We start from the raw sequence: 20,404 nt of genomic DNA, 5'->3' as shown, positions 1-20,404 counted from the left end.
CGCCAGAGGCCTGGCGGGGATGAGCGACAGCTACCTGGCGGGGATGAGCCAGAGCGTCAGGCGCCGACGCGGCGCAGCAGACCCTCCTGGACGGCGCTGGCGATCTGCTGGCCGTCCGTGGTGAACATCCGGCCGGTGGCCAACCCCCGCGCGCCGGACGCCGACGGGCTCAGGCAGTCGTAGAGGAACCACTCGTCGGCCCGGAACGGCCGGTGGAACCACAGCGCGTGGTCCAGGCTCGCGCCGACCAACCCGCCCGGCCCCCACACCTCGCCGTGCACGGAGAGCACCGAGTCCAGCAGGGTGAGGTCCGAGGCGTAGGTGAGCGCGCAGGCGTGCAGCAGGGGGTCGTCGGGCAGTTTGCCGTCGATGCGCATCCAGACCCGCTGGTGCGGGTCGGCGGGCCGGTCGCCGGGGCGGACCCAGCCGGGCTCGCCCACGTAGCGCACGTCGATCGGTCGGGGGATCTGGCCCCAGATGCCCAGCCGCTCGGGGTAACGGGAGAGCCGGTCGGTCATCGTCGGCACGTCCTGCGGCGGTGGTACGTCCAGCGGGGCCGGGGCCTGGTGGTCCAGCCCCTCCTCGGCCCGCTGGAACGACGCCGACATGAAGAAGATCGGCTTGCCGTGCTGGAGGGCGACCGCGCGGCGGACCGAGAAGGACCGGCCGTCGCGGATGTTCTCCACCTCGTACGCGATCGGCTCGACCGGGTCGCCGGGGCGGACGAAGTAGCCGTGCAGCGAGTGCACGAACCGCTCCGGGTCGACGGTGCGGCCGGCGGCGACCAGGGCCTGACCGGCGACCTGGCCGCCGTACACCCGTTGTGGGCCGACCGGGGGGCTCATCCCCCGGAAGGTCATCTCCCCGGTCGGGTCGAGGTCCAGCACTTCCAGCAGCTGGTCCACCGCCGCCTGGCCGACCGCGACCCGACCGTCGCTCACTGCAGGGCCCGCGCCGACGCGGCGTCGACAAGCGAGCCGAGCTGGTGTACGCGCAGCGTGTTGGTCGAGCCGGGGGTGCCGGGCGGGCTACCGGCCACGATCACCACGTAGTCACCGGGGTTGGCCCGGTCGAGGCCGAGCAGCGCCTGGTCGACCTGGCGGAACATGTCGTCGGTGTGCTGCACGAACGGCATCAGGAAGGTCTCCACGCCCCAGGTGAGGGCGAGCTGGTCGCGCACCTCGGGGACCGGCGTGAAGGCCAGCAGCGGCAGGTCGCAGTGCAGGCGGGACAGCCGTCGCACGGTGTCGCCGGTCTGCGAGAAGGCGACGAGCGCCTTGGCGTTGATGGCCCGGGCGATCGACGAGGCGGCGACGGTGAGCGCTCCACCGTGGGTACGCGGGTCGTGCTGCAACCGCGGCACCCCGATCGAACCGGCCTCGGTGGTCGTCACGATCTTGGCCATGGTGCTGACGGTGAGCACCGGGTACTTGCCGACGCTGGTCTCGCCGGAGAGCATGACCGCGTCCGCGCCGTCGAGCACCGCGTTGGCGACGTCGGAGGCCTCGGCCCGGGTGGGGCGCGAATTCTCGATCATGGAGTCGAGCATCTGGGTGGCCACGATGACGGGCTTGGCGTTCTCCCGGCACAGTTGCACGGCGCGCTTCTGCACCAGCGGGACCTCGTCCAGCGGCATCTCGACACCGAGGTCGCCGCGGGCGACCATGACGCCGTCGAAGGCCAGCACGATGGCCTCCAGGTGCTCCACCGCCTCCGGCTTCTCGACCTTGGCGAGCACCGGCCGGAACACGCCCTCCTCGGCCATGATGTTGTGCACGAGCTTGATGTCCTCGGCCGAGCGGACGAAGGACAGCGCCACCAGGTCGACACCGAGACCCAGGGAGAAGCGCAGGTCCTCGGCGTCCTTGTCCGACATGGCGGGCACGCTGACCGCCACGTTGGGCAGCGACACGCCCTTGTTGTTGGAGACCGGGCCGCCCTCGGTGACGAGGCAGCGGATGTCGTTGCCGGTGACGTCGGTGACCTCGACGGCGACGCGACCGTCGTCGATCAGCAGCCGGTCACCGGGCTTCACCTCCTGCGGCAGCTTGCGGTAGGTGCAGGAGACCCGCTCCTTGCTGCCGATGATGTCGTCACCGGTGATGACGACCGAGTCACCGGTGCGCCACTCGTGGGGGCCGTCGGCGAACCGACCGAGCCGGATCTTGGGACCTTGCAGGTCGGCGAGGACGGCGACCGGCTTACCTGCTGCCTCCGACGCCTCCCGGACCAGTCGATAGACCGCCTCGTGGTCGGCGTGGCTGCCGTGGCTGAAGTTGAGCCTCGCCACGTTCATGCCGGCCTCGACGAGACCCCGGATGCGCTCCGGGGACGAGGTGGCGGGACCAAGAGTGCAGACGATCTTCGCGCGGCGTGTCACGCCCATCAGGCTAGTCTCTCCTTCAGGTCGGACTCGGGGCCGACCCCTTGCAGGCAGCGGAACAGTTGTCCAACGACGCGCGGTGCGCGTCGGGCCGGCGGGCGGAACCGCACCGGGAACGTTGTGGCGACGGGCATCAGCGACCGCGCGCCGGGAATCGTACGCCTCCGGTGGCGTGCGGTGTCGGGGTGCTCCCGGCGGCGGCCCACTTCGGGTGCCCCGAGTGCGGCAGGCGGCGGCTCATTCCGGGGTCCCGAGGGCGGCGGGCGGGGGCTCACCGCAGGTGCCCCGAGGGCGGCGGGCGGGGGCTCACTCCGGGTGCTCCGGGGGTGGCAGGGTGGGCACCGCGTGGAGCAGGTCGCGGGGGTCGTAGCGGCGCTTGGCGTGGCGTAGCCGCGTCCAGTTCGCGCCGTAGGCGAGCCGGACCCGGTCGGTCTCCTCCGGGGCGAGCAGGTTGGGGTAACCACCGGGCAGGGCGTGCGGGGCGAGCGCCGCCGAGGTCCGCTCGGCCCACTCGCGGTGCGGGCCGGCCTGGTCGCCGGGCGCCCACACCGCGATCACCTCGGTCATCAGGTGGTCGGCGCGCAGCCCGAACGCCGTGTCGGCGGGTCGGACCCGGGTGGCCGCGCCGTGGAAGTGGTGCACGGCCAGCGCGGAGAACGGCGAGGTCACCTGCCGGGCCGCGTCGACGAGGGTGTCCACCACGCCGTCGGTGAGCGCGGGCAACCACCGGGTCCGCAGCAGGTAGTGGTTGCCGTCGACCATCCCGCCGTCGAACATCCGCAGGGCGTCCGCGTACGGCATCGGGCCGATCTGGTCGACCAGTGGGGTGCCCAGCGCGCGCAGCCGGTCCATCCACGGCGCCCCGGCGTCCAGGTCCGGACCGCTGTAGAACGGACAGACGAAGATCACCGGCTCGCCGGCCGGGCCGGGCAGGAAGCCGGCCATCACGGTCAGCTCGTCCGGGGCCTCGGCCACCAGCGCGCCGTAGCCGCGCAGCACGGCCGGCGCCTCGGACAGCGCGAACATGATCATGCCGGCCAGTACGCCGGCCAGCCGGTGCGCGCGGAAGCGCAGCTCGGTCACGACGCCGAGGTTGCCACCGCCACCGCGCAGCGCCCAGTACAGCTCGGCGTCGTGCCGGGGGTCGGCGGTGACCCGGCGGCCGTCGGCGAGGACCACCTCCGCGCCGAGCAGACTGTCCAGGGACAGACCGAACCGGCCGCACAGCGGGCCGTACCCGCCGGCGAGGGTGAGCCCGGCCATCCCCACGGCGTCGACCACGCCGGTGGGGACCACCAGGTCGTACGGGCGGGCGGCGGCGAGCAGTTCGGCCGCCGTGACGCCGCCGCCGATGGTCACCGTGGCCGCGTCCGGGTCGACCTGGACGGCGCGCAGCCCGGTCAGGTCGAGCACCAGACCGCCGTCGCGCAGCGCCCGGCCGGCCCAGTCGTGCCCTCCGGAACGGACCGAGAGGGGCAGGTGACACCGTGCGGCGACACGGACCACCTCGGCCACCTCGTCGGCGTCCCGGCACTGGGCGACCAGCAGGGGCGTGCCCGCCACCGCGCCGTTCCAGAGCCGGGTGGTGGTGGCGTAACCGGGATCGCCCGGCTCGTGCAGCCGGTCGCCGAGCAGGGCACGCAGTCGGGCGGCGGCCGACGCGGCATCGGGGGTGGCGGCGGAGATCATGGCGACTCCTCGACCGGGGCCGACCCACGACACCGGGTACGCCCCGGCGGCGGCCCGCGCTGGGCGCGACCGTAGCACCGGCCGGCGGGCGAGCGCCGTCACCATCACGACAGCCACCGATGGGCCGGCGGCTCAGCTACCCGCCTTGACCAGCGGGAACTCCAGGGAACCGGCCGGGCAGAGGAAGGTCAGCACCTCCACCCGGTAGAGCCCGGCCTGCACCGCCGGGTCGGCCTCCAGCACGCTGCGGACGTCGTCGACGCTGCCGGTGCGGGCCAGCCCGAAGCCGATCGGCGGATCCGGCTCGCGTGCCGGCCCGTCCACTGACCCGGCGACCAGGACGATGCCGCGTCGCTGCAACGCCTGCATGTGCTCGGCGTGCTCGGCCTGCAACCGCTGCACGGTCTCCGCGGGCAGGGCCCGCCCGGCCGCGCCGGGATAGATCACGATGCACTCGTACGTGTCGAGCGCGAAGTTGACCTGCGGCACTCCCATGGGTGCTCCCTCCGCCGTCGCTCCGGAACGCACCGGCTCCGGCCAGCGTCGCACGGACACCACGGTCGTACCGGGCGCTTCCCGGCAACTCGACTCGGCGCGCTGACGGCGTGTCCGCGCCCACACTCGGCCGACCGGCGGCATGGCGGCGGTGTTCCGGGGGATGATCCATCGGTGGCGGGTGGGCTTTTCACGCCCGTGCTGTCCACGCCCGCCACGACGAGACGATTGGGGATCGGGCAATGGCGACAAATATCAGTGAGCAGCCCGCGAAGGCTTCCGGCACGTACCGGATCGGTGGCGACGTCACCGTCAACCGGCTCGGCTACGGGGCCATGCAGATCACCGGCCCGGGCATCTGGGGTGACCCGAAGGACCCGGCCGAGGCGGTTCGGGTGCTGCGCCGTGCGGTCGAGTTGGGCGTGACGTTCATCGACACCGCCGACTCGTACGGGCCGTTCGTCTCGGAGTTGCTGATCCGGGAGGCTCTGCACCCGTACGCCGACGACCTGGTCATCGCGACCAAGGCCGGGCTGAGCCGCTCCGGCCCCGGCGACTGGCGGGCACTGGGCCGCCCGGAGTACCTGCGCCAGCAGTGCGAGCTGAGCCTGCGCCACCTCGGCCTGGACAGCATCCCGCTGTACCAGCTGCACCGGATCGACCCGAAGGTGCCGCTCGCCGATCAGCTCGGTGAGCTGGCCCTGCTGCGGGAGGAGGGCAAGATCCAGCACATCGGGCTGTCCGAGGTGAGCGTCGCGCAGATCGAGGAGTCCCGGGCGATCACCACGATCGCGTCGGTTCAGAACCTCTACAACCTCGCCAACCGCAGCGCCGAGGACGTGCTGGAGTACTGCGAGCGCAACGACCTCGCGTTCATCCCGTGGTTCCCGATCGCGACCGGTGAGCTGGCCCGCCCGGGCGGCCCGCTGGACGCCATCTCCACCGCGCACGGCGCGTCGCCCGCGCAGCTCGCGTTGGCCTGGCTGCTGCGCCGCTCGCCGGTGATGCTGCCGATCCCCGGCACGTCCTCGGTGGCGCACCTGGAGGAGAACGTCGGCGCGGCCGACGTGCGGCTCACCGACGACGAGTTCGAGGCGCTCGCCAAGGCGAGCTGACCCGCCGCTCCGGACGCCGCCGGGTCAGCCTGCGGCGTCCGGGCCGGGCTCCCGGGCGGCCGCCGGATCAGTCGGCGGCGTCCGGACCGGGCTCCAGAGTGAGTTCCGGAGCGGGCTCTGGACCGGGCTCTCGGGCGGCGCGCAGCGCCTCGGTCGCCTGGGCCAGCAGGCGAGCGGAGTCGGTGCGTCCGCTCACCTGCAACTCCACCTCGGTGTCCCCGCTCTGGATCCGGATGCTGGCCTCGGTGCGCTGCTGGTCGACCCAGGACTGCAACAGGTTGAACAGCCCCGGAAGCAGCCCCTGGGCCAGCACCGCGATGATCACCGCGTCGCTGAAGCCCGGCCGGCCCCCGCCGCCGCCGGCCGCCCGGACCACCGGCCGGTACTCGGGGCGGCGGTGGATCCAGGTCAGCAGGTCGACCGACGACGGCTGGCGCTGCCGGGGGTTGATGGTCAGCCGGACGGGCAGCCGGGCTGCGGAATCGCTGTCGGTCACTGTTCAGTCTCCCGCTGAGTCGGCGGCGGGTCGGAAGGTCACGTTGTCCCCGTCGGCGGTGGCGACGCCGGCGACGGTCAACCCGTCCTCGTCCGTGAACGGGGAACTGCCGCCGAAGTAGGTGGTGGTGCCGCTGACCCGCACCCTGCCCTGGGTCTCGTACGGGGTGGAGACCTGGGCGCTGGCCGGGCCGGTGAGTTCGACCGCGAGCTTCGGGTACTCCAGGATCTTCCAGGTGACCTTCTGCGTGGAGCTGCCGTAGTAGCGGAACGGGCAGCCCGGCGGGGCGGCGACCGTCTGCTTGGCGCACTCGTCCAACCAGGCGCGTACCCGCGCCTCGACGGCTTCGATCGCCGTCGGCTTGAGCACCGGCGCCAGTTGCAGGGTTGCGGCGGTCTCCCCCGGGCCGACCAGCACTGTCGTGCTCGGTGTCTCGCTGAGCGCACTGGAGGGGCCGGTCGCGGTGTAGCCGCCGGGCAACAGCACCAGCGGCGGGCCCTCGGTGGCGACCGGCAGCTCGACCCCGTTGAGCCGTACCCCGGGGTCGGCGACGGCGGCGTTGAGTGGGGTCGGCCCACCGCTCAACCGCCAGCCGTGGAACAGCCCGGCGGTGGCCTCGTCCTCGCGGAGCAGGGTGAGGGTGGCGGTCTGCCGCGCGTCACCCAGCCGGTACGCCACCGTGGCGGTGGCAGTCTCGCCGTCGCGCTTCAGCGAACTGATCTCGACGTCGGTGGGTGGTTGGTAGCCCTTGCCGCGCAGGAGTTGGGCGAGCAGCTTGGTGTCGGTGTCGCTGCCCTGGTCGGTCAGGTAGCCGAGCGCGGCCTCGCTGTCCCGGTCGGCGAGCGCGGAGAAGTAGCCGTCGATCGCCGCCTGGGGGCGGAAGAACCCCCACTGCACCACGCCGAGCCCACTGGTGCCGAGGCAGGCGACCAGGGCGAGGGCGCCGACCAGCAGCCAGGTGCGGCGGGTGCCGACCGGGCCGGAGTGGTTGAACAGGCGGTCGACGGTGACGGGCTGACCCGCGCCGGCGGGCGCACCGGCCAACGACGCCCGCTCCAGCGCGTCGAGCCGGAGCTCGTGTGGTGGGTGGGTGGCGCAGACCGCCTCGTCCCAGCCGCTGCGGCCGGTCTCGAAGGACAGCCGCCGTTCCAGGATGCGCCGCAGCCCGTCGACCTGCCCGGTGAGCACGGCGCCGAGGTCGGCCCGGTACTCGGCCGCCCGCACGTCGCGGGCGTGCAGCGGCAGCACCACGTACCGCATGGTGAGCAGCACCGGCCAGAAGAACACGAAGACCACGAAGTTGGTTGCCGGGTGCGGGAACGTCCGCATCAGCCAGGTCGGCAGGGCGTGCGCGAGGGTCAGCGGCAGGCCGACGCCGCGGACGAAGGCGCTGGTGATCTCGTCCCCGGTGCGCCAGTGCACCAGCTCGTGGCTCAGTAGCGCGGCAACCTCGTCGTCCGGTTCGGTCAGCACTGCGGTGGTGACCACCACGTGCCGGGCGTACGTCCGGGCGTTGCTCAGGACCGGGTCGTCCTCCATCAGCAGCCGTGGCACGCTGGGCAGGCCGAGCCGACGGGCGCACTCGTCGAGCACGGGGCGCAGCCGCGCGTACTCGCGGCGGCTGGGCTGGCGGGCACCCGAGACGACAAGCAGGCGTGGTTCGAGCAGGACCCGGTAGAGCGTGTAGAGGACTCCGATCAGCGCCGCCGCGATGACCGTGCCGATCAGGCCGGTGAGCAGCGCGAAGGGCTCGTCGGCGACGCCCAGCCAGGGCAGCGCCAGCACGACGAGGAAGCCGACCAGGAAGCCGATGACGAAGCCGGCCACGCCGCCCAGCACCCCACCGGAGCGGGTCAGGAACGCCTCGATCAGGGAACCGATCAGCGGGGCGTCGCGCAGCGCCTGGGGCACCTGGTCGTCGGCGCCCGACCCGAGGGCGAAGAGCCCGGCGACGGCGAACGTGAGACCACCCCAGAACGCCACGAGCAGCGCGACCGGCAGGTAGAACCAGGTGGCGAGGAACGCGCCGAGCACGCCGCGCCAGTCCCGCAGGATCCCGGCGCGCAGCCAGACCAGCGCGCTCGGGTAGCCCGGTGGGCGGTCGGCGAACCCACCGGTGGGCGGGGTGTCGGCCGACGGCGGTTGGGCGGCCCGGACGTCGAGCTGCGGCACGGTCGGCGGGGTGTTCTCCGGCGGCACGGTGGGCGGCTCGGTCATGAGCGCTGCTCCCTCTTGACGGATGGCGTCCACTGTCGGGAATGGACAGCCGGAGCAGGCTATCGAGGACATCTGATGTCTGCCACACCGTTTCGCGGGATCGTCGCGCACCCGACACTCAGCGTCGCGGGTCCGGTGCGGCGGTCCCGTCCGGGACCGCCGCACCGGGGTGGGTCAGAGCGCGAGGCAGTTGGGTCGCACCGGGCCGTCGACCAGGGCGCCGCGCACGATGGTGTACGCCGTGCCGTCGAGCACCAGACCGAGGTGCCCCACCACCCGCAGCGGGCAGTACGCCTGGATCAGCACGTTCGTCGCACCGTCGTTGACGGCGGCGTTCCCGGTCGGCCGGACCAACTCGTCCTTCAGGGTGCGGATGGTGGTGTAGCGCACCGCGCCCGGGGTGTCGTCGCCGGCGTTGAGATCGGCGAGGAACGTCGAGCCGATGGTCATCTGTTGGCAGGCCACCACGCCGGCGCAGCTGCCAAGACCCAGGAACGCCACGATGTTGGCGACGTACGTGCCGTACTGCGGGGTGCCCAGGCTGACGTACCGGCCGACGGTGGCGGTGCCGCCGAGCCGCTTGAGGTAGTAGCGGCTGACCAGGCCCCCTTCGGAGTGGGCGACGACGTCCACCGTCGCCGCGCCGGTGCTGGCGCGGACCTGGTCGACGTAGCTGGCGAACGCGCGGGCCGAGGTGGGGATGCCACCGAGGCCCAGCCCGGGCAGTTGGTAGATGAAGGCGCGGTAGCCGTCGGCGCGCAGGCGGGCGGCGATCGGCTCGTACGCGACGGCGACGCCGCTGAGCCCGCCGACCACGATGACGGGGTTGGCCGCCGCGGCGGCGAAGGGTGTGGTGGGGGCGGCGGTGGCCGGGGCGGGATCGGCGGGGGCGGCAGTCGCCGTGGCGGTGGACGCGAGCAGCGCCGCGGTGGCGAGGGCCAGGACGAGGGCGGTCTTTCGGAGCAGCATCGCTGCACCTCCGGGGGGAGGCACCCGGCGAACCGGGCAGGTGGGTGGGGGTGTCCGGTCGACCGTGCGACGATCATCCCCGCAACAATTCAGAAACGTCAATGACTTGTTACGCGCCGGTAACCCGTTGTTCCGGCGGGGGTGTAAACGGTCATACCGCCATGCTCCATATCGGACATCGACGGTGACTGGCATGCTGTGGCCGTGGCTGTCGACGAACCCACCGAGCGCGAGCTGCGGGTGGTGCCGTGGTGGCTGGTTCTGGTCGGCCTGCTGGCCGCCGTCGCCCTGGGCTGGCTGGTGCTGGACCTGCTGCTCACCGAGGCCGACCGCGCCAGCCAACCCGACACCCGCGCCACGCTGCGCATCGACGCGATCCGCACCGGCCTGACCGTGGTCGCCGGCACCGGCGGAGGGCTCGCGCTGCTGCTCGCCGCCCGCCGCCAGTGGATCGCCGAACGCGCGCAGCGGCACCAGGAGAGCGTCGCCGCCCGGGACCAGGTGCACCGGGACCGGGTGCAGGCGCACGCCGAGGCGGTGGCCGAGGCCGCGCAGCGCCACCAGGACCGGCAGTCCGGCGCCGCCGAGCACGACGCGGCGGAGCGTCGACTGACCGAGCTCTACACCCGGGCGGTCGAGCTGCTCGGCAACGACAGCGCGGCGGTACGCCTCGGCGGGCTGCACGCGCTGGAGCGCCTCGGTCAGGACAACCCGGGGCAGCGCCCGACGATCGCGGCGGTGCTCTGCGCGTACCTGCGGATGCCAGCGCCCGACGGCGAGCCGCGCGAGACGGAGGTCCGGCGCAGCGCGCAGCGCGTGCTCACCCGGCACCTGCGCGCGGACGACGCGGCCCACTGGCCGGAGCTGAGGCTCGACCTGGCCGGCGCCACGCTCGTCGACTTCGACGCCGCCGGCTGCACGCTCGTCGACGCGAACTTCACCGAGTCGGTGTTCACCGGTACGACCACCTTCGCGGGCGCGACGGCGCGGGGGCGGCTCCTGCTCGGGGCGGCGACCTTCGACGACGTGGTCTTCGAGGGGCTCACGGCCGAGGGCGAGGTCATCCTCGACGGCGTTCGCGTGGGTGGTGGGGCCAGCTTCGACGGCGCCGCCCTCCCCGGCGGACTGTCCTGCCGGCGAGCCAGCTTCGCCGGCCCGACCTCCTGTCGCCGGGTGACCTTCGGTCAGCCGACAAGCTTCGACGCCACCCGCTTCGAGGACACCGCCACGTTCCGGGAGGCCGTCTTCGACGGCGCCCTGTCGATGGAGCACACCGAGTTCGGCCGGTCGGCCGGCTTCCACTCCGTCCGTTTCACCAACATGGCGCTGTTCCGCTGGACGATGTTCGGCGCGGAGGCGCTGTTCGACCGGGCCCGCTTTCTCGACGCCGCGAACTTCGGCCGGGCCCGGTTCCACAGCATGGCCAGCTTCCGCGACACCCAGTTCAGCCGGCCACCCCAGGTCGAGCAGGCCCGCGCGGTGGCCGATCCTGGTCACCGCTGGCCGGCGGACACGACCGTCGAACGCCTCGACGACGAGTGGCTGCTGCTGGTCGACCGCTGACCGGTCGGCCGGGGCGTCTAGCGCCGCGACGCGGCCGGTGGGGCGTCAGCAACGCGGCGCGGCCGAACGGGGCGTCAGCGTGGCGCGGCGGGTGGGCGCAGGCCGTCCAGGGCCACGCCCAGCACCCGGTCACGCTGCTCGGGTGACGGGAACTGGGCCATGGTGAGGCCACTGATCAGCCGCACCACGTCGTCGAAGCCGATGTCGTCGCGGACCACACCGGCGGCCTGTGCGCGACGCATCAGCGGCTCACCGGCGGAGAAGATCTCCGTCCGGCAGCTGGCGAAGATCTCGGAGTCGTGCAGCAACTGCTCGGCGAGCGCCCGCTTGGTGGCGACGTACGCGACGAAGCGGTGCAGCCAGGCGACGAGCGCGTCCCAGGGTGGCAGCTCGGCCAGGCCCTCGGCGGAGTGGCACAGCGCCCGGACCTCCTCGACGTAGACGGCCTCGAACAGGTGCCGGCGGGTCGGGAAGTTGCGGTAGAGCGTGCCGATGCCCACCCCGGCCCGGCGGGCCACGTCCTCCAGGGAGGCGGCGGCGCCGTTCTCGGCGAACGCCTCGCGCGCCGCCACGATCAGGGCGTCGTAGTTACGCCGCGCGTCGGCCCGCTTGGGCCTCTGCGCGAAGACCTCGGGCACCTGCCCCGCGCTGGTCATGACGTGCGTCACCTCACCCTGGTTGCATCCGGAGGGAACCCTCCGCTAGCTTAGTGGAGGCACCCCTCCGGAATCCCGGAGGCCTGCCTCCGGTTACCTTACCTCGGGACCCGCCCGATCGCCGCCTGGCCACCCCGATCGCCCGGACCCCGACAGACCACCCCGTCACAGACGACGGGCGACAAGCCTCATTCCCGTACGTAATCAGGGAGTTTTCTCTCGTGGCAGTGACCTCCCGACGCAGCTCGCGTCGGCTCACCTTCACCGTGCTCGCGGCCGGCGCCGGGTTCTTCGCGATGCTCCAGTCGCTGATCACCCCGGTGCTGCCGACCATCCAGCAGGACCTGCACACCTCCCAGAACACCGTGACCTGGGTCCTGACCGCCTACCTGCTCAGCGCGTCGATCTTCACGCCGATCCTCGGACGCGTCGGCGACATGGTCGGCAAGGAGCGGATGCTTGTCGTCTCGCTCGCCGCCCTCGCCCTCGGCTGCCTGCTGGCCGCCATCGCGCCGAACATCGGCGTCCTCATCCTCGCCCGGGTCGTCCAGGGCATCGGCGGAGCGGTCTTCCCGCTGTCGTTCGGCATCATCCGCGACGAGTTCCCGGCCGCGCGGGTCTCCACCGCCGTGGCCGCCATCTCGGCGATCGTCGCCGTCGGCGGTGGCCTGGGCATCGTGCTGGCCGGCCCGATCGTCAGCACGCTCGACTACCGCTGGCTGTTCTGGATCCCGATGGTCGTGGTCGGGCTGACCGCTGTGGCCGCGCACCTGTTCGTGCCCGAGTCGCCGGTCCGTACCCCCGGTCGCATCGACTGGCGCGCCACCCTGCTGCTCTCCGGCTGGCTGGTCGCGCTGCTGCTGCCGATCAGCCAGGGCGCCACCTGGGGCTGGACCTCCACCCGGGTGCTCGGCCTGCTGGCGCTGGCCGTGGTGCTGCTGGCCGGCTGGCTGGTCACCGAGCTGCGGTCCAGCAACCCGCTTATCGACATGCGGATGATGCGCCTGCCCGGCGTCTGGACCACCAACCTGGTCGCCCTGCTCTACGGCGCGTCGATGTTCTCCGTGTACGCGTTCCTTCCCCAGTTCGTGCAGACCCCGACCATCGCCGGCTACGGCTTCGGCGCCAGCATCAGCCAGGCCGGTCTGCTCATGCTGCCGATGCTCGTCGCGATGTTCGTCGCCGGCCTCGTCGCCGGCCGACTCCAGGCCGTCTTCAGCGCCAAGGCGCAGCTCGCCACCGGTGCCGCGTTCAACGTGGCCGCGTCCGCGATGCTCGCGGCCGCGCACGACACCCGCTGGGAGGTCGCCCTCGCCGGTGGCCTGGTCGGCCTCGGCATCGGCCTGGCCTTCGCGTCGATGGCCAACCTGATCGTCGCCAGCGTGCCCGCCAGCCAGACCGGCGTGGCGACCGGCATGAACGCCAACATCCGCACCATCGGCGGCGCGATCGGCGCCGCCGTGGTCAGCGGCGTGATCACCGCGCACCCGCAGGCCAACGGCCTGCCCCGGGAGGCCGGCTTCACGATGGGGTTTCTCGTCCTCACGGCGATCGCCCTGGCCGCCGCGGTCGCGGCCTTCGCCGTCCCGTCCGCCCGGCGGGCGTCGGCCGGTCGCCGGCCGTCCGCCGCGACGATCGTCGAGTCGGAGCTAGCCGGCGAGTTCGCCACCATGCCGGCGACCCGCTGACGGTTCGTGTCGCAGCCCGGGCGGTTCGCCGCCCGGGCTGCTCCATATTCGGGAGTACGCTGGCCGCTCCCCCCAACCACCGTCCGTCGTCTTTCAGGATGCGCCCATGTCCGAGTTGCTGACCGCCGACCGCATCGAAGAGATCGGCGCCCTGGGCTCCGAGAGCCCGGACCCGGCCGCGCTCGTCGCGGAACTGGTGGGCGCCGTCGACGAGGGGCGCGTGGCCAACCCCGACGACACCGGGTACGCCCTGCTGGTCGCCGTGGACATCCTGGAGCAGGCCGGCGACCTGGCCGACGCGCTCGCCCTGGCCACCCGCGCCATCGCCGAGCAGCCGGACGACAACGCGTACGCCCGAGCGGTGCGCGGCGGTCTGCTGCTGCGCATCGGGCGTACCGACGAGGGCATGGCCGAACTGGCCGCCCTGCGTCCGCTGCTGGAGACCAACCCCAAGTCCATGTACCTGATCGACGAGCTGGCCGAGTCCGGCCACAGCGATACGGCTGTGGAATGGCTCACCGGGGCGCTGGACGCCATCCTGGAACGGACCCGCGACCAGCAGCACGCGTCCGAGGACGCCCAGGACGAGGCCGCCGCCATGATCTACGGCCTGGCCCAGCAGCGGCACGACCTGCGCGAAGAGCAGGGCCTACCCCACGACGAGTACGACAACCTCGCCGACCGGCTGCGCGCCGCGAGCACCCACGCGCTCGACGCCCTCGACGACGGCCCGGCGACGCTGCTCTTCTGGCCGCAGGCGGAATTCACCGCGCTGCTGCTGCGCTGGCCCACCCTCGTCGACAGCTACCCCACCACCTGGGACGAGCACCGCGCCCAGATCGAACGCGCCCTCGTCGACGCCTCCGGAATGGGCGGCGCCGACCTCGGCGTGGTCGTCGGCACGGTCACCGACCTGGCGGCCTTCGCCGAACGCACCGGCAGCGACCCCACCAGCGAGGAAACCCTCGACGAGTACGCCGACAGCCTCGACGAGACCGGCGTGACCGCCTGGCCGCCCGGCCGCAACGACACCTGCTGGTGCGGGTCCGGCGCCAAATACAAGAAGTGCTGCCTCCCGCGCTCGCGCTCCTGATTGTTTCGGGCGCTCCGACCCCGACGTATGGTCGATGCGTCCGCTCGACTCGACGATGAAGGCGATGGCGTGACCACACACGAGCAGCACGAGACGGTCGAGGACAGCCCGGTCGGCTGGGTAGCCAGCCACATCGAGCGCTACGTGCGCACCGACGGCGCGGACGGGGGCACCTTCCACGGCGTACCCTCGCTGCTGCTGACCACCCGCGGACGCCGAACGGGCACGCTGCGCCGCACGGCCCTGATGTACGGACGCGACGGCGACAACTACCTGCTGGTGGCCTCTAACGGCGGCGCGGCCAAGCACCCCGCCTGGTACCTGAACCTCAGCGCCGACCCGGCGGTGGAGATCCAGGTCGGCGCGGAGCGGATCGTCGGCCGGGCCCGGACCGCGACCGGCGAGGAGCGCGTCCGGCTGTGGCCGGTGATGACGAAGGTCTTCCCGACGTACGCCCGCTACGAGAAGGAGACCGACCGCGAAATCCCGGTCGTCGTCATCGAACGCGAACCCGCCGCCGATTGATATCCGCCAGTGCTGGAGAGGGCTAGGGTGACCGCAGGTAAGCACCCCACTCCGGCAAGGAGGACCGTCGTGCGCCGCATCATCACCACCATCGCACTGCTCGGGCTTGCGCTTTCCGTCATGCTGGCGCCGACGCCGGCAAGCGCGGCGAGCACCGTCGAAGTCACCTCCGCGACCCTGGTCGCACGAGGCGTCGCCGTGGACATCACCCTCACCGTGACCTGCCCAGCCGGCCTGTCCGGCGCGACCGAGCTGATCGTCCGGCAGCGGTCGGGCGACCGGGTCGCCTACGCGTCCGGCTGGGCGCCCCTCAACAGCTGCACCGGCGAGCCGCAAGCCGTGCCCGGGAGAGCCTGGGTCGAGGGTGGTGGGCTCGTCCTCCACAAGGGTGTCGCGCTGATCAGCGGAGGATTCGAACTGTGCAACCAGGACGTCTGCGACTACCCGAACTTCGAGCAGACGTTCCGCATCACCCGCTGAGAGCCGTCGTCGCACGCCACCAAGGGAGTGCCCGTTGATCAGGTGATGAGAAGTAGGTCAGAGCCGCTTCCGACACCTACTCTTCATCACCTGATCACTGGCGCCGTCCCGGTGACCGGATCAGGCGCGCCCGTCACCCGGCCGCCTCAATCGCGGCCTCCACCTTGTCCAGGTAGTTGAACCACCACTCCCCCTCGGGCATTGGCCGTGCCGCAAGCAGGCTGCCCGCAACGACGAAAGCCAGGACGACAACGTCGCCGGGCGTGAACCGCTCGGTCAATGGCCGACCCGTGACGACAGCGTTCATGAAGGAAGCGGCCTCATCGGCGCTGACGGAAGCCCACGTCTCCATCCGGCCGATCTCCTCGGCCAGCACATCGACCTGCTGGGGTGTGGGCCTCGCACCGTGCAGATCGATGAGAACGAAGCCTGAGACAGCAACCACCAGCGCAAGAGCTGCCTTCTGCGCCGCCTCGTCGGGGAACGACTTCAGCGCCGCATCAAACTTGTTCAGGTCCCGCTTCACCACCCAATGAAGGGTGTCTCGGACGCGTTGTTCAGTGCGGTCATCGATCTTCATCGGGACTCCCCTGTTGTCGATGCTTAGCCTGCCACGCCTTGTAGGCGCCCGCCGTCGCCGCACCTGCTATCAGAACGCCGCCAATGGCTTTGGGTGCGAGCGGCAGAAACTCGACGAACGTAGCCCAGGCGGTTGAAGCAAAAGAACCGCCAAGAGCGAAGGCCTCAGGGCTGACCCGCTCTCTGCGCGTTGGACTCGGCGCCTCGGCAGCACTCTGATCGCGGAACGCAGGAGACAGACCGCTGACGCTCGGCGTAGGGGCTGTCGCTTGGCTTGGTATTGCGGGTCGCAAGGTGAGGCCGGCTGCCGCGGGTGGCTGGTGGATTGCGCTGCCACCACCCGTGGTCAGTTTCCCAGCGCTCGGACCTTGGCGATCGTCTCCTGCACGTGCTGCTTGGCGGGGTCGCCACCCTGGGACGCCTGCGCGAGCGCCTGGCGGTATGAATCGATCATGCCGACCAGCGGGCCAGCGGCTACGCCTTCCAGCGCACCGGCGACGAGTGCTCGCGCCTCGGCCGCGTCCTGTGCTGCCGCTGCGGTCTTGGCCTTCGCCTCGTCCAGCTTCTGCGACGCCGCCGCCAACCTCGCGATGATCTGTGCTGCGCTCACGCGCACCTCCCCGTGATCGACCATCGCCTCCACCACCGCACCGGCAGAGACCACATGGGAGCGTACGAGATCCGCGCACCCAGCGCGACCGGCTGCTAGCTCCCGCGTCACCTCGTGGGTAGTGGATGCGGCAAGCGAGCCGGTCTGACGGATTTGCCGACGGGACCTCGACGGAGCCCGGACGGCGACCAGATCTTGGACAGTTTCCGTTACGAGCTAACGGAAACTGTCCAAGATTCAGAGCGATGCCACAAGATTGGGGCAGTTCAGCGCTCGGCGACGAACACTCCGACGCCACCGACGCCTTCCACCAAGCCCTCGATCTTGAGCGCGTTGATGGCCTGACGAACGACGATGGCCGAGACGTCGTGCTGACGGCACAGCTCGGAGGTCGAGGGCAGCTTGTCGCCCGGCGCAAGTTCGCCGGACTTGATCTGAGCGCGGATGCCGTCGGCGATCAGCGCCCACTTCGCTTTGGCGGGCATTGGTGTCTCCCAGGTCTGCCCTGCCATTCGATCACGAGGAACTTTGTATAGCAAGCAATGTGCAGTCGATGCTTGCGCTTGCATTACCTGTTATATACGCTCTCCCTTGGCTGGCTCCCAGGTCTGCAACCCGGAGCTGGTTCGTTCCCACCGCGCAGGAAGCGCCCGGTCGGTCGGTCCCCCCGTTCGGCCGGGCGTGCCGGGGCGTGCCCGCATGCCGCCCCGAACGCAAGAGCCGCGAGCAGCTAGGAGACGACCCGACGGGAGCCCCCGATGCCCGATCGACTCGACGAATCCCCCACCGACCCACCAGCACCAGCACCAGCACCAGCACCAGCACCAGCACCAGCACCAGCCGAGCAAGGCCATCGCCTCGTGTCCGATCAGGACGTCGAGGACGCCGATGATGTTCTCTTCGCCCATCCGCCCCGCGTGGTCCGTCGCTGGGTGTGCGAGTGCGGCATCGACTACCCCTGTACCGATGTGCGCTTCGCCCTGCTGGTCAAGTCCAGCGCCGAGGCGGGCGAATGAGCGCCGATGCCGTGGACGACCTGCGTGCTGCCTGGCTGGCCACGATCTCCGCTGCCGACCGGGCCGGTGCGCAGTTGCACGGGGCGGGGCCGCCCGGCCGGCCGCTGCCCTGGCAGGACGCGGTCACGGAGTGCTGGCGGGCGTTGAGCCTGGTCTACGCCGGCTTGGCCGCCGATCGGGAGTCACCGGGAGGCTCGGTCGGGGACCTGCTCGCCGGTCTGCACGCTGCTCGGTTCGACGCGGACCGCGCCGCCATTCTGGCCGCTCGGGTCCGCTGGCGGTTGAGCGCGACCGAGGACCGACTTCGGCGTACCCGGGAAGTGGCGGACGTGGTCGCGGCCCGGCACCTCGCGGCGGCGATCACCCGGTTGGACCTGGTCGTTGCCCGGCTCGCGATCGGCCGCTGCCGGATCGAGCATTCGGTGACGGCACTGACCGAAGAGCCGGCGGCACTGACCGACCGTTCGCTGACGGGACTGACCGGAGAGCCGGCAGCACCGCCCGCGCCGCCCCGGCCCACCAGTCAGGACAACCACGCCGAGCACGACAACCACGCCGAGCACGACAGCAATGCCGAGCACGACAGCAATGCCGAGCACGACAGCAATGCCGAGCACGACAGCAATGCCGAGCACGACAGCGAGGCCAAACACGACGGCGAGGCCGAACACGACGGCGAGGCCGAACACGACGGCGAGGCCAAGCACGAGAACGACAGGGCCGGCGACGCCGACAGCGCCGAAGTGATCGCACACGGATGCCAGGCGGCGAGCGCGCTGGTGACCAGGCGGCACCGACTGACCAGGCAAAACCCACACAGGAGAGCACTCACGATGATCAGGAGGCGACGATGGTGACCGACCCGCAGGCGGCGCTACGCGGCCTGCTGACCGGGCGGCTGCGCGGCCACGAACGCCGGCTGGGCCGGTTTGCCGAGTCGGACTGGCGGCGGTACGCGGACCTGCTCGCCGGTGCGCTGCTGGTGGCGGTACGGCGGCGGTTCGTCGCGGGGCAGGATCGCGCGCCGGTGATCCGGTTCGTGGCGTCCGCTCGGGAACGCTACGACGTGACCGGGCGCGACGTCGACCCGGTGCTGGCCGAGGCCTTGGTGTGGGCGGCGCTCGGTGAACGTCCACCCGTGCCTCACGGCGCGGCGGCGATCGTCGCGCGGACGGTGCTGCTGCTCGGCCTGCTCGAAGACGAGGGTCTCACCGACCGCGAACTCGACGAAGTCCTGGTGGCCGCCGCAGACGCCGCGGACGACTCGACGCACGGCGCGGATCCCCATCAGGCAGGTGCCACCGACCGGCAGTGAGCGCGACACGGCGAAAGATCGACACGAGATGGCTGAAGTCGGGGTGTCCCGCTGGCACGGACACCCCGACTTCAGTGAAACCGAGTGGATCATGCCCGGCGGCGGGCCGGGAAAGACCCGGCAGGCCGGGTAGGCGCGCCGGACGGCGGCGGAGGCCGCCGGACGGCCAGGCAGCGCGTTACGGCGACGGCGGGCCGTTCTGCGCGCGGGTGATCAGGTCGTGCAACGGCTTGGTGCCGCTGCCGACCATCACACCGGTCACGACGGCATCGACCCAGACCGCCACCCCGTTCCAGTCGCCACCGGCGACCGCGTGCAGAACGTAGAACCCGCCGGCGCTGGACGCCACGGTGGCCAACCCGCTGGCGAGACCCCACGCGACGATGGTGCGGTTCGCCTTCGCCCGCGCGACCTTGGCGGTGGCCGCGGTGACCGCCTCGCGGTCGGCCTCGGTGGGGCCGTTGACCCGACTGTTCACGTCGGTCACCGTCTGGGACAGCGCGGCCTCGGCGGCGCGTCCCGGCAACCATCGCGAGAACGGTTCCAGGATCCGCTCGACCGCCGCGGCGAAGACCAACAGGGTGAGGAAGACGCCCGTGGTGTCCTTGGGCTGGATCTTCGCCGCGGAGGCGCCACTGCGCCAGATCATCCAGCCGGCGAGAGCGCCGACGGCGATCAGCCCGAAACCCGCAACCACCGCGCCCGCGCCGGCCTGCTGCGACGCGGCGACGACCGACAACCCTGGCTCCTGCTCGGGGCGAGGCGTCGCCGTTCCTCCGACAGCATCGGCGGTGACCGGCGGAACGGCGATCCTGTCCCCTGCCGACATCGGCTCAACCTGGGTGGACGTGTGTCCCTGCAATTTCCTGACCAACCTTTCGACCTGCCGCTCACGAGACGTCGAGGCGTGATCATCCAGAGCCTCGGCAAGCGGATTGCGCACCGACTGCGCTCGGGGCGCGAGACTACGGCACCGAGGCGAACACAGTGGATGGCCGGGCTGGGCGCTCATCAGAGACGGCAGAACCGACCGGCCGCCGAAGATCGACACGGGTTTCAGGATGTCGCGGTATCCCACCGGCCCGGACACCCCGATTTCCGGAAAGCCGAGTGGATCACGCCGGAATGAAGCCTCCGGAGCCGAGCCAGTGTCAGCGCAAACCGCGCACCAGCAGCAGGTACGCGCAGTAGGCCATCGGCACCAGCAGGAAGCAGATCAGGAACCCGAGCGGTAGGTACCGCGGCGGGGTGCCGGCGACCATGGCGGGCCGCCCCCACCGACCCAGCACCAGGTATCCGCCGAAGAACGCCACGGCCGGCAGCCCCGCGCAGATCCACGCGCCGAGGGTGAACCCGTCGACGAGGCCGACCCCGGAGGCGAGCACCAGCATCAGCACGAGCACCCCGGCGGCGGCCCCGCAACCGGCGTAGACGGCGACCGCCCGGGCCAGCGGCGACCACGTCGGCAGCAGCGCCGGCCGCTGGGCCAGCAGCTCCGCCTGCTGCCCGTGCCGG

The 20,404-nt window shown here is 71.8% G+C and carries 22 protein-coding genes; 9 read left to right on the top strand and 13 right to left on the bottom strand.

Translation table 11 applies throughout. The annotated features are described in order from the left end of the window. Positions 1-56 precede the first annotated feature (56 nt). The 4 genes from PSH25_RS00415 to PSH25_RS00400 all read right to left on the bottom strand — a co-directional run bounded on the left by PSH25_RS00415 (position 57) and on the right by PSH25_RS00400 (position 4,567). A complete protein-coding gene (locus tag PSH25_RS00415; protein ID WP_124822511.1) occupies positions 57-941 on the bottom strand; it encodes an acyl-CoA thioesterase in 885 nt (294 codons plus the stop codon). Further along, positions 938-2,386 (bottom strand): pyruvate kinase, encoded by a 1,449-nt coding sequence (gene pyk / locus PSH25_RS00410; protein ID WP_238657035.1) that lies wholly within the window; start codon positions 2,384-2,386, stop codon positions 938-940. The genes PSH25_RS00415 and pyk overlap by 4 nt, the downstream gene beginning before the upstream one ends. 303 nt (positions 2,387-2,689) lie before the next feature. Continuing rightward, positions 2,690-4,072, bottom strand: a complete 1,383-nt coding sequence (locus PSH25_RS00405) for an FAD-binding oxidoreductase (RefSeq protein WP_238657034.1) — start codon at positions 4,070-4,072, stop codon at positions 2,690-2,692. Positions 4,073-4,204: 132 nt separating this feature from the next. Beyond that, complete coding sequence (locus tag PSH25_RS00400) at positions 4,205-4,567, bottom strand: YciI family protein (protein WP_091407872.1); 363 nt, start codon at positions 4,565-4,567, stop codon at positions 4,205-4,207. A gap of 242 nt (positions 4,568-4,809) precedes the next feature. On the opposite strand from PSH25_RS00400, the gene PSH25_RS00395 reads away from it, so the two are divergent. Further along, positions 4,810-5,682 carry an aldo/keto reductase gene (locus PSH25_RS00395; RefSeq protein ID WP_238657033.1) on the top strand — a complete coding sequence of 291 codons (873 nt, stop codon included), beginning with the start codon at positions 4,810-4,812 and terminating at the stop codon, positions 5,680-5,682. Positions 5,683-5,749: 67 nt separating this feature from the next. On the opposite strand, the gene PSH25_RS00390 is transcribed toward PSH25_RS00395, so the two are convergent. The 3 genes from PSH25_RS00390 to PSH25_RS00380 all read right to left on the bottom strand — a co-directional run bounded on the left by PSH25_RS00390 (position 5,750) and on the right by PSH25_RS00380 (position 9,364). After that, entirely contained in the window at positions 5,750-6,178 is a 429-nt protein-coding gene (locus tag PSH25_RS00390) for an effector-associated constant component EACC1 (RefSeq protein WP_238657032.1), read from the bottom strand. A 3-nt stretch (positions 6,179-6,181) separates the two neighbouring features. Further along, positions 6,182-8,395 (bottom strand): M48 family metalloprotease, encoded by a 2,214-nt coding sequence (locus tag PSH25_RS00385; protein ID WP_238657031.1) that lies wholly within the window; start codon positions 8,393-8,395, stop codon positions 6,182-6,184. A 174-nt stretch (positions 8,396-8,569) separates the two neighbouring features. Continuing rightward, on the bottom strand, positions 8,570-9,364 hold the full coding sequence (locus tag PSH25_RS00380; protein WP_238657030.1) for an esterase/lipase family protein: 795 nt from the start codon (positions 9,362-9,364) through the stop codon (positions 8,570-8,572). Between the two features lie 204 nt (positions 9,365-9,568). Between PSH25_RS00380 and PSH25_RS33835 the strand changes: the two genes are divergently transcribed. Beyond that, on the top strand, positions 9,569-10,927 hold the full coding sequence (locus tag PSH25_RS33835) for a pentapeptide repeat-containing protein (protein WP_238657029.1): 1,359 nt from the start codon (positions 9,569-9,571) through the stop codon (positions 10,925-10,927). 74 nt (positions 10,928-11,001) lie between these two features. On the opposite strand, the gene PSH25_RS00370 is transcribed toward PSH25_RS33835, so the two are convergent. Beyond that, complete coding sequence (locus PSH25_RS00370; protein WP_238657028.1) at positions 11,002-11,583, bottom strand: TetR/AcrR family transcriptional regulator; 582 nt, start codon at positions 11,581-11,583, stop codon at positions 11,002-11,004. A gap of 221 nt (positions 11,584-11,804) precedes the next feature. Here PSH25_RS00370 and PSH25_RS00365 point away from each other — a divergent pair, with 221 nt between their 5' ends. The 4 genes from PSH25_RS00365 (at position 11,805) to PSH25_RS00350 (ending at position 15,369) form a co-directional block, all read left to right on the top strand. Continuing rightward, positions 11,805-13,271 (top strand): MFS transporter, encoded by a 1,467-nt coding sequence (locus tag PSH25_RS00365; RefSeq protein ID WP_238657027.1) that lies wholly within the window; start codon positions 11,805-11,807, stop codon positions 13,269-13,271. Between the two features lie 106 nt (positions 13,272-13,377). After that, entirely contained in the window at positions 13,378-14,364 is a 987-nt protein-coding gene (locus tag PSH25_RS00360; protein WP_238657026.1) for an SEC-C domain-containing protein, read from the top strand. 69 nt (positions 14,365-14,433) lie between these two features. Then, positions 14,434-14,889, top strand: a complete 456-nt coding sequence (locus tag PSH25_RS00355; protein WP_238657025.1) for a nitroreductase family deazaflavin-dependent oxidoreductase — start codon at positions 14,434-14,436, stop codon at positions 14,887-14,889. 69 nt (positions 14,890-14,958) lie between these two features. Next, a complete protein-coding gene (locus PSH25_RS00350; RefSeq protein ID WP_238657024.1) occupies positions 14,959-15,369 on the top strand; it encodes a hypothetical protein in 411 nt (136 codons plus the stop codon). A gap of 133 nt (positions 15,370-15,502) precedes the next feature. Here the strand turns inward: PSH25_RS00350 and PSH25_RS00345 are convergent, their stop codons facing one another. From PSH25_RS00345 to PSH25_RS00335, 3 genes are all read right to left on the bottom strand, one after another. Beyond that, positions 15,503-15,949, bottom strand: coding sequence for a hypothetical protein (locus tag PSH25_RS00345; RefSeq protein ID WP_238657023.1), 447 nt, complete (start codon positions 15,947-15,949; stop codon positions 15,503-15,505). 345 nt (positions 15,950-16,294) lie between these two features. Further along, complete coding sequence (locus PSH25_RS00340; RefSeq protein WP_231394634.1) at positions 16,295-16,582, bottom strand: DUF6244 family protein; 288 nt, start codon at positions 16,580-16,582, stop codon at positions 16,295-16,297. A 242-nt stretch (positions 16,583-16,824) separates the two neighbouring features. Next, on the bottom strand, positions 16,825-17,070 hold the full coding sequence (locus PSH25_RS00335; protein WP_088949319.1) for a winged helix-turn-helix domain-containing protein: 246 nt from the start codon (positions 17,068-17,070) through the stop codon (positions 16,825-16,827). A 348-nt stretch (positions 17,071-17,418) separates the two neighbouring features. On the opposite strand from PSH25_RS00335, the gene PSH25_RS00330 reads away from it, so the two are divergent. Genes PSH25_RS00330 through PSH25_RS00320 form a run of 3 tightly spaced genes read left to right on the top strand, consistent with a single transcriptional unit; the run spans position 17,419 to position 18,889 of the window. Next, the gene (locus PSH25_RS00330; RefSeq protein ID WP_238657022.1) at positions 17,419-17,574 is read left to right on the top strand and encodes a hypothetical protein; all 156 of its coding nucleotides are present in this window, start codon (positions 17,419-17,421) and stop codon (positions 17,572-17,574) included. Next, positions 17,571-18,431, top strand: coding sequence for an MSCRAMM family adhesin SdrC (locus PSH25_RS00325; protein WP_238657021.1), 861 nt, complete (start codon positions 17,571-17,573; stop codon positions 18,429-18,431). The genes PSH25_RS00330 and PSH25_RS00325 overlap by 4 nt, the downstream gene beginning before the upstream one ends. After that, entirely contained in the window at positions 18,425-18,889 is a 465-nt protein-coding gene (locus PSH25_RS00320; protein WP_238657020.1) for a hypothetical protein, read from the top strand. Before PSH25_RS00325 ends, PSH25_RS00320 begins: the two co-directional genes overlap by 7 nt. A 178-nt stretch (positions 18,890-19,067) precedes the next feature. Here the strand turns inward: PSH25_RS00320 and PSH25_RS00315 are convergent, their stop codons facing one another. Both PSH25_RS00315 and PSH25_RS00310 read right to left on the bottom strand, forming a co-directional pair. Further along, complete coding sequence (locus PSH25_RS00315; RefSeq protein ID WP_238657019.1) at positions 19,068-19,718, bottom strand: hypothetical protein; 651 nt, start codon at positions 19,716-19,718, stop codon at positions 19,068-19,070. A 322-nt stretch (positions 19,719-20,040) separates the two neighbouring features. Next, positions 20,041-20,404: hypothetical protein (locus PSH25_RS00310; RefSeq protein ID WP_238657018.1), on the bottom strand; the 364-nt coding region annotated here is incomplete at its 5' end.

The organism is Micromonospora foliorum (assembly GCF_022229015.1).
GTDB lineage: Bacteria > Actinomycetota > Actinomycetes > Mycobacteriales > Micromonosporaceae > Micromonospora > Micromonospora foliorum.
The sequence above is the reverse complement of the archived record's forward strand: the minus strand, read 5'-3'. Positions and strand labels throughout refer to the sequence as shown.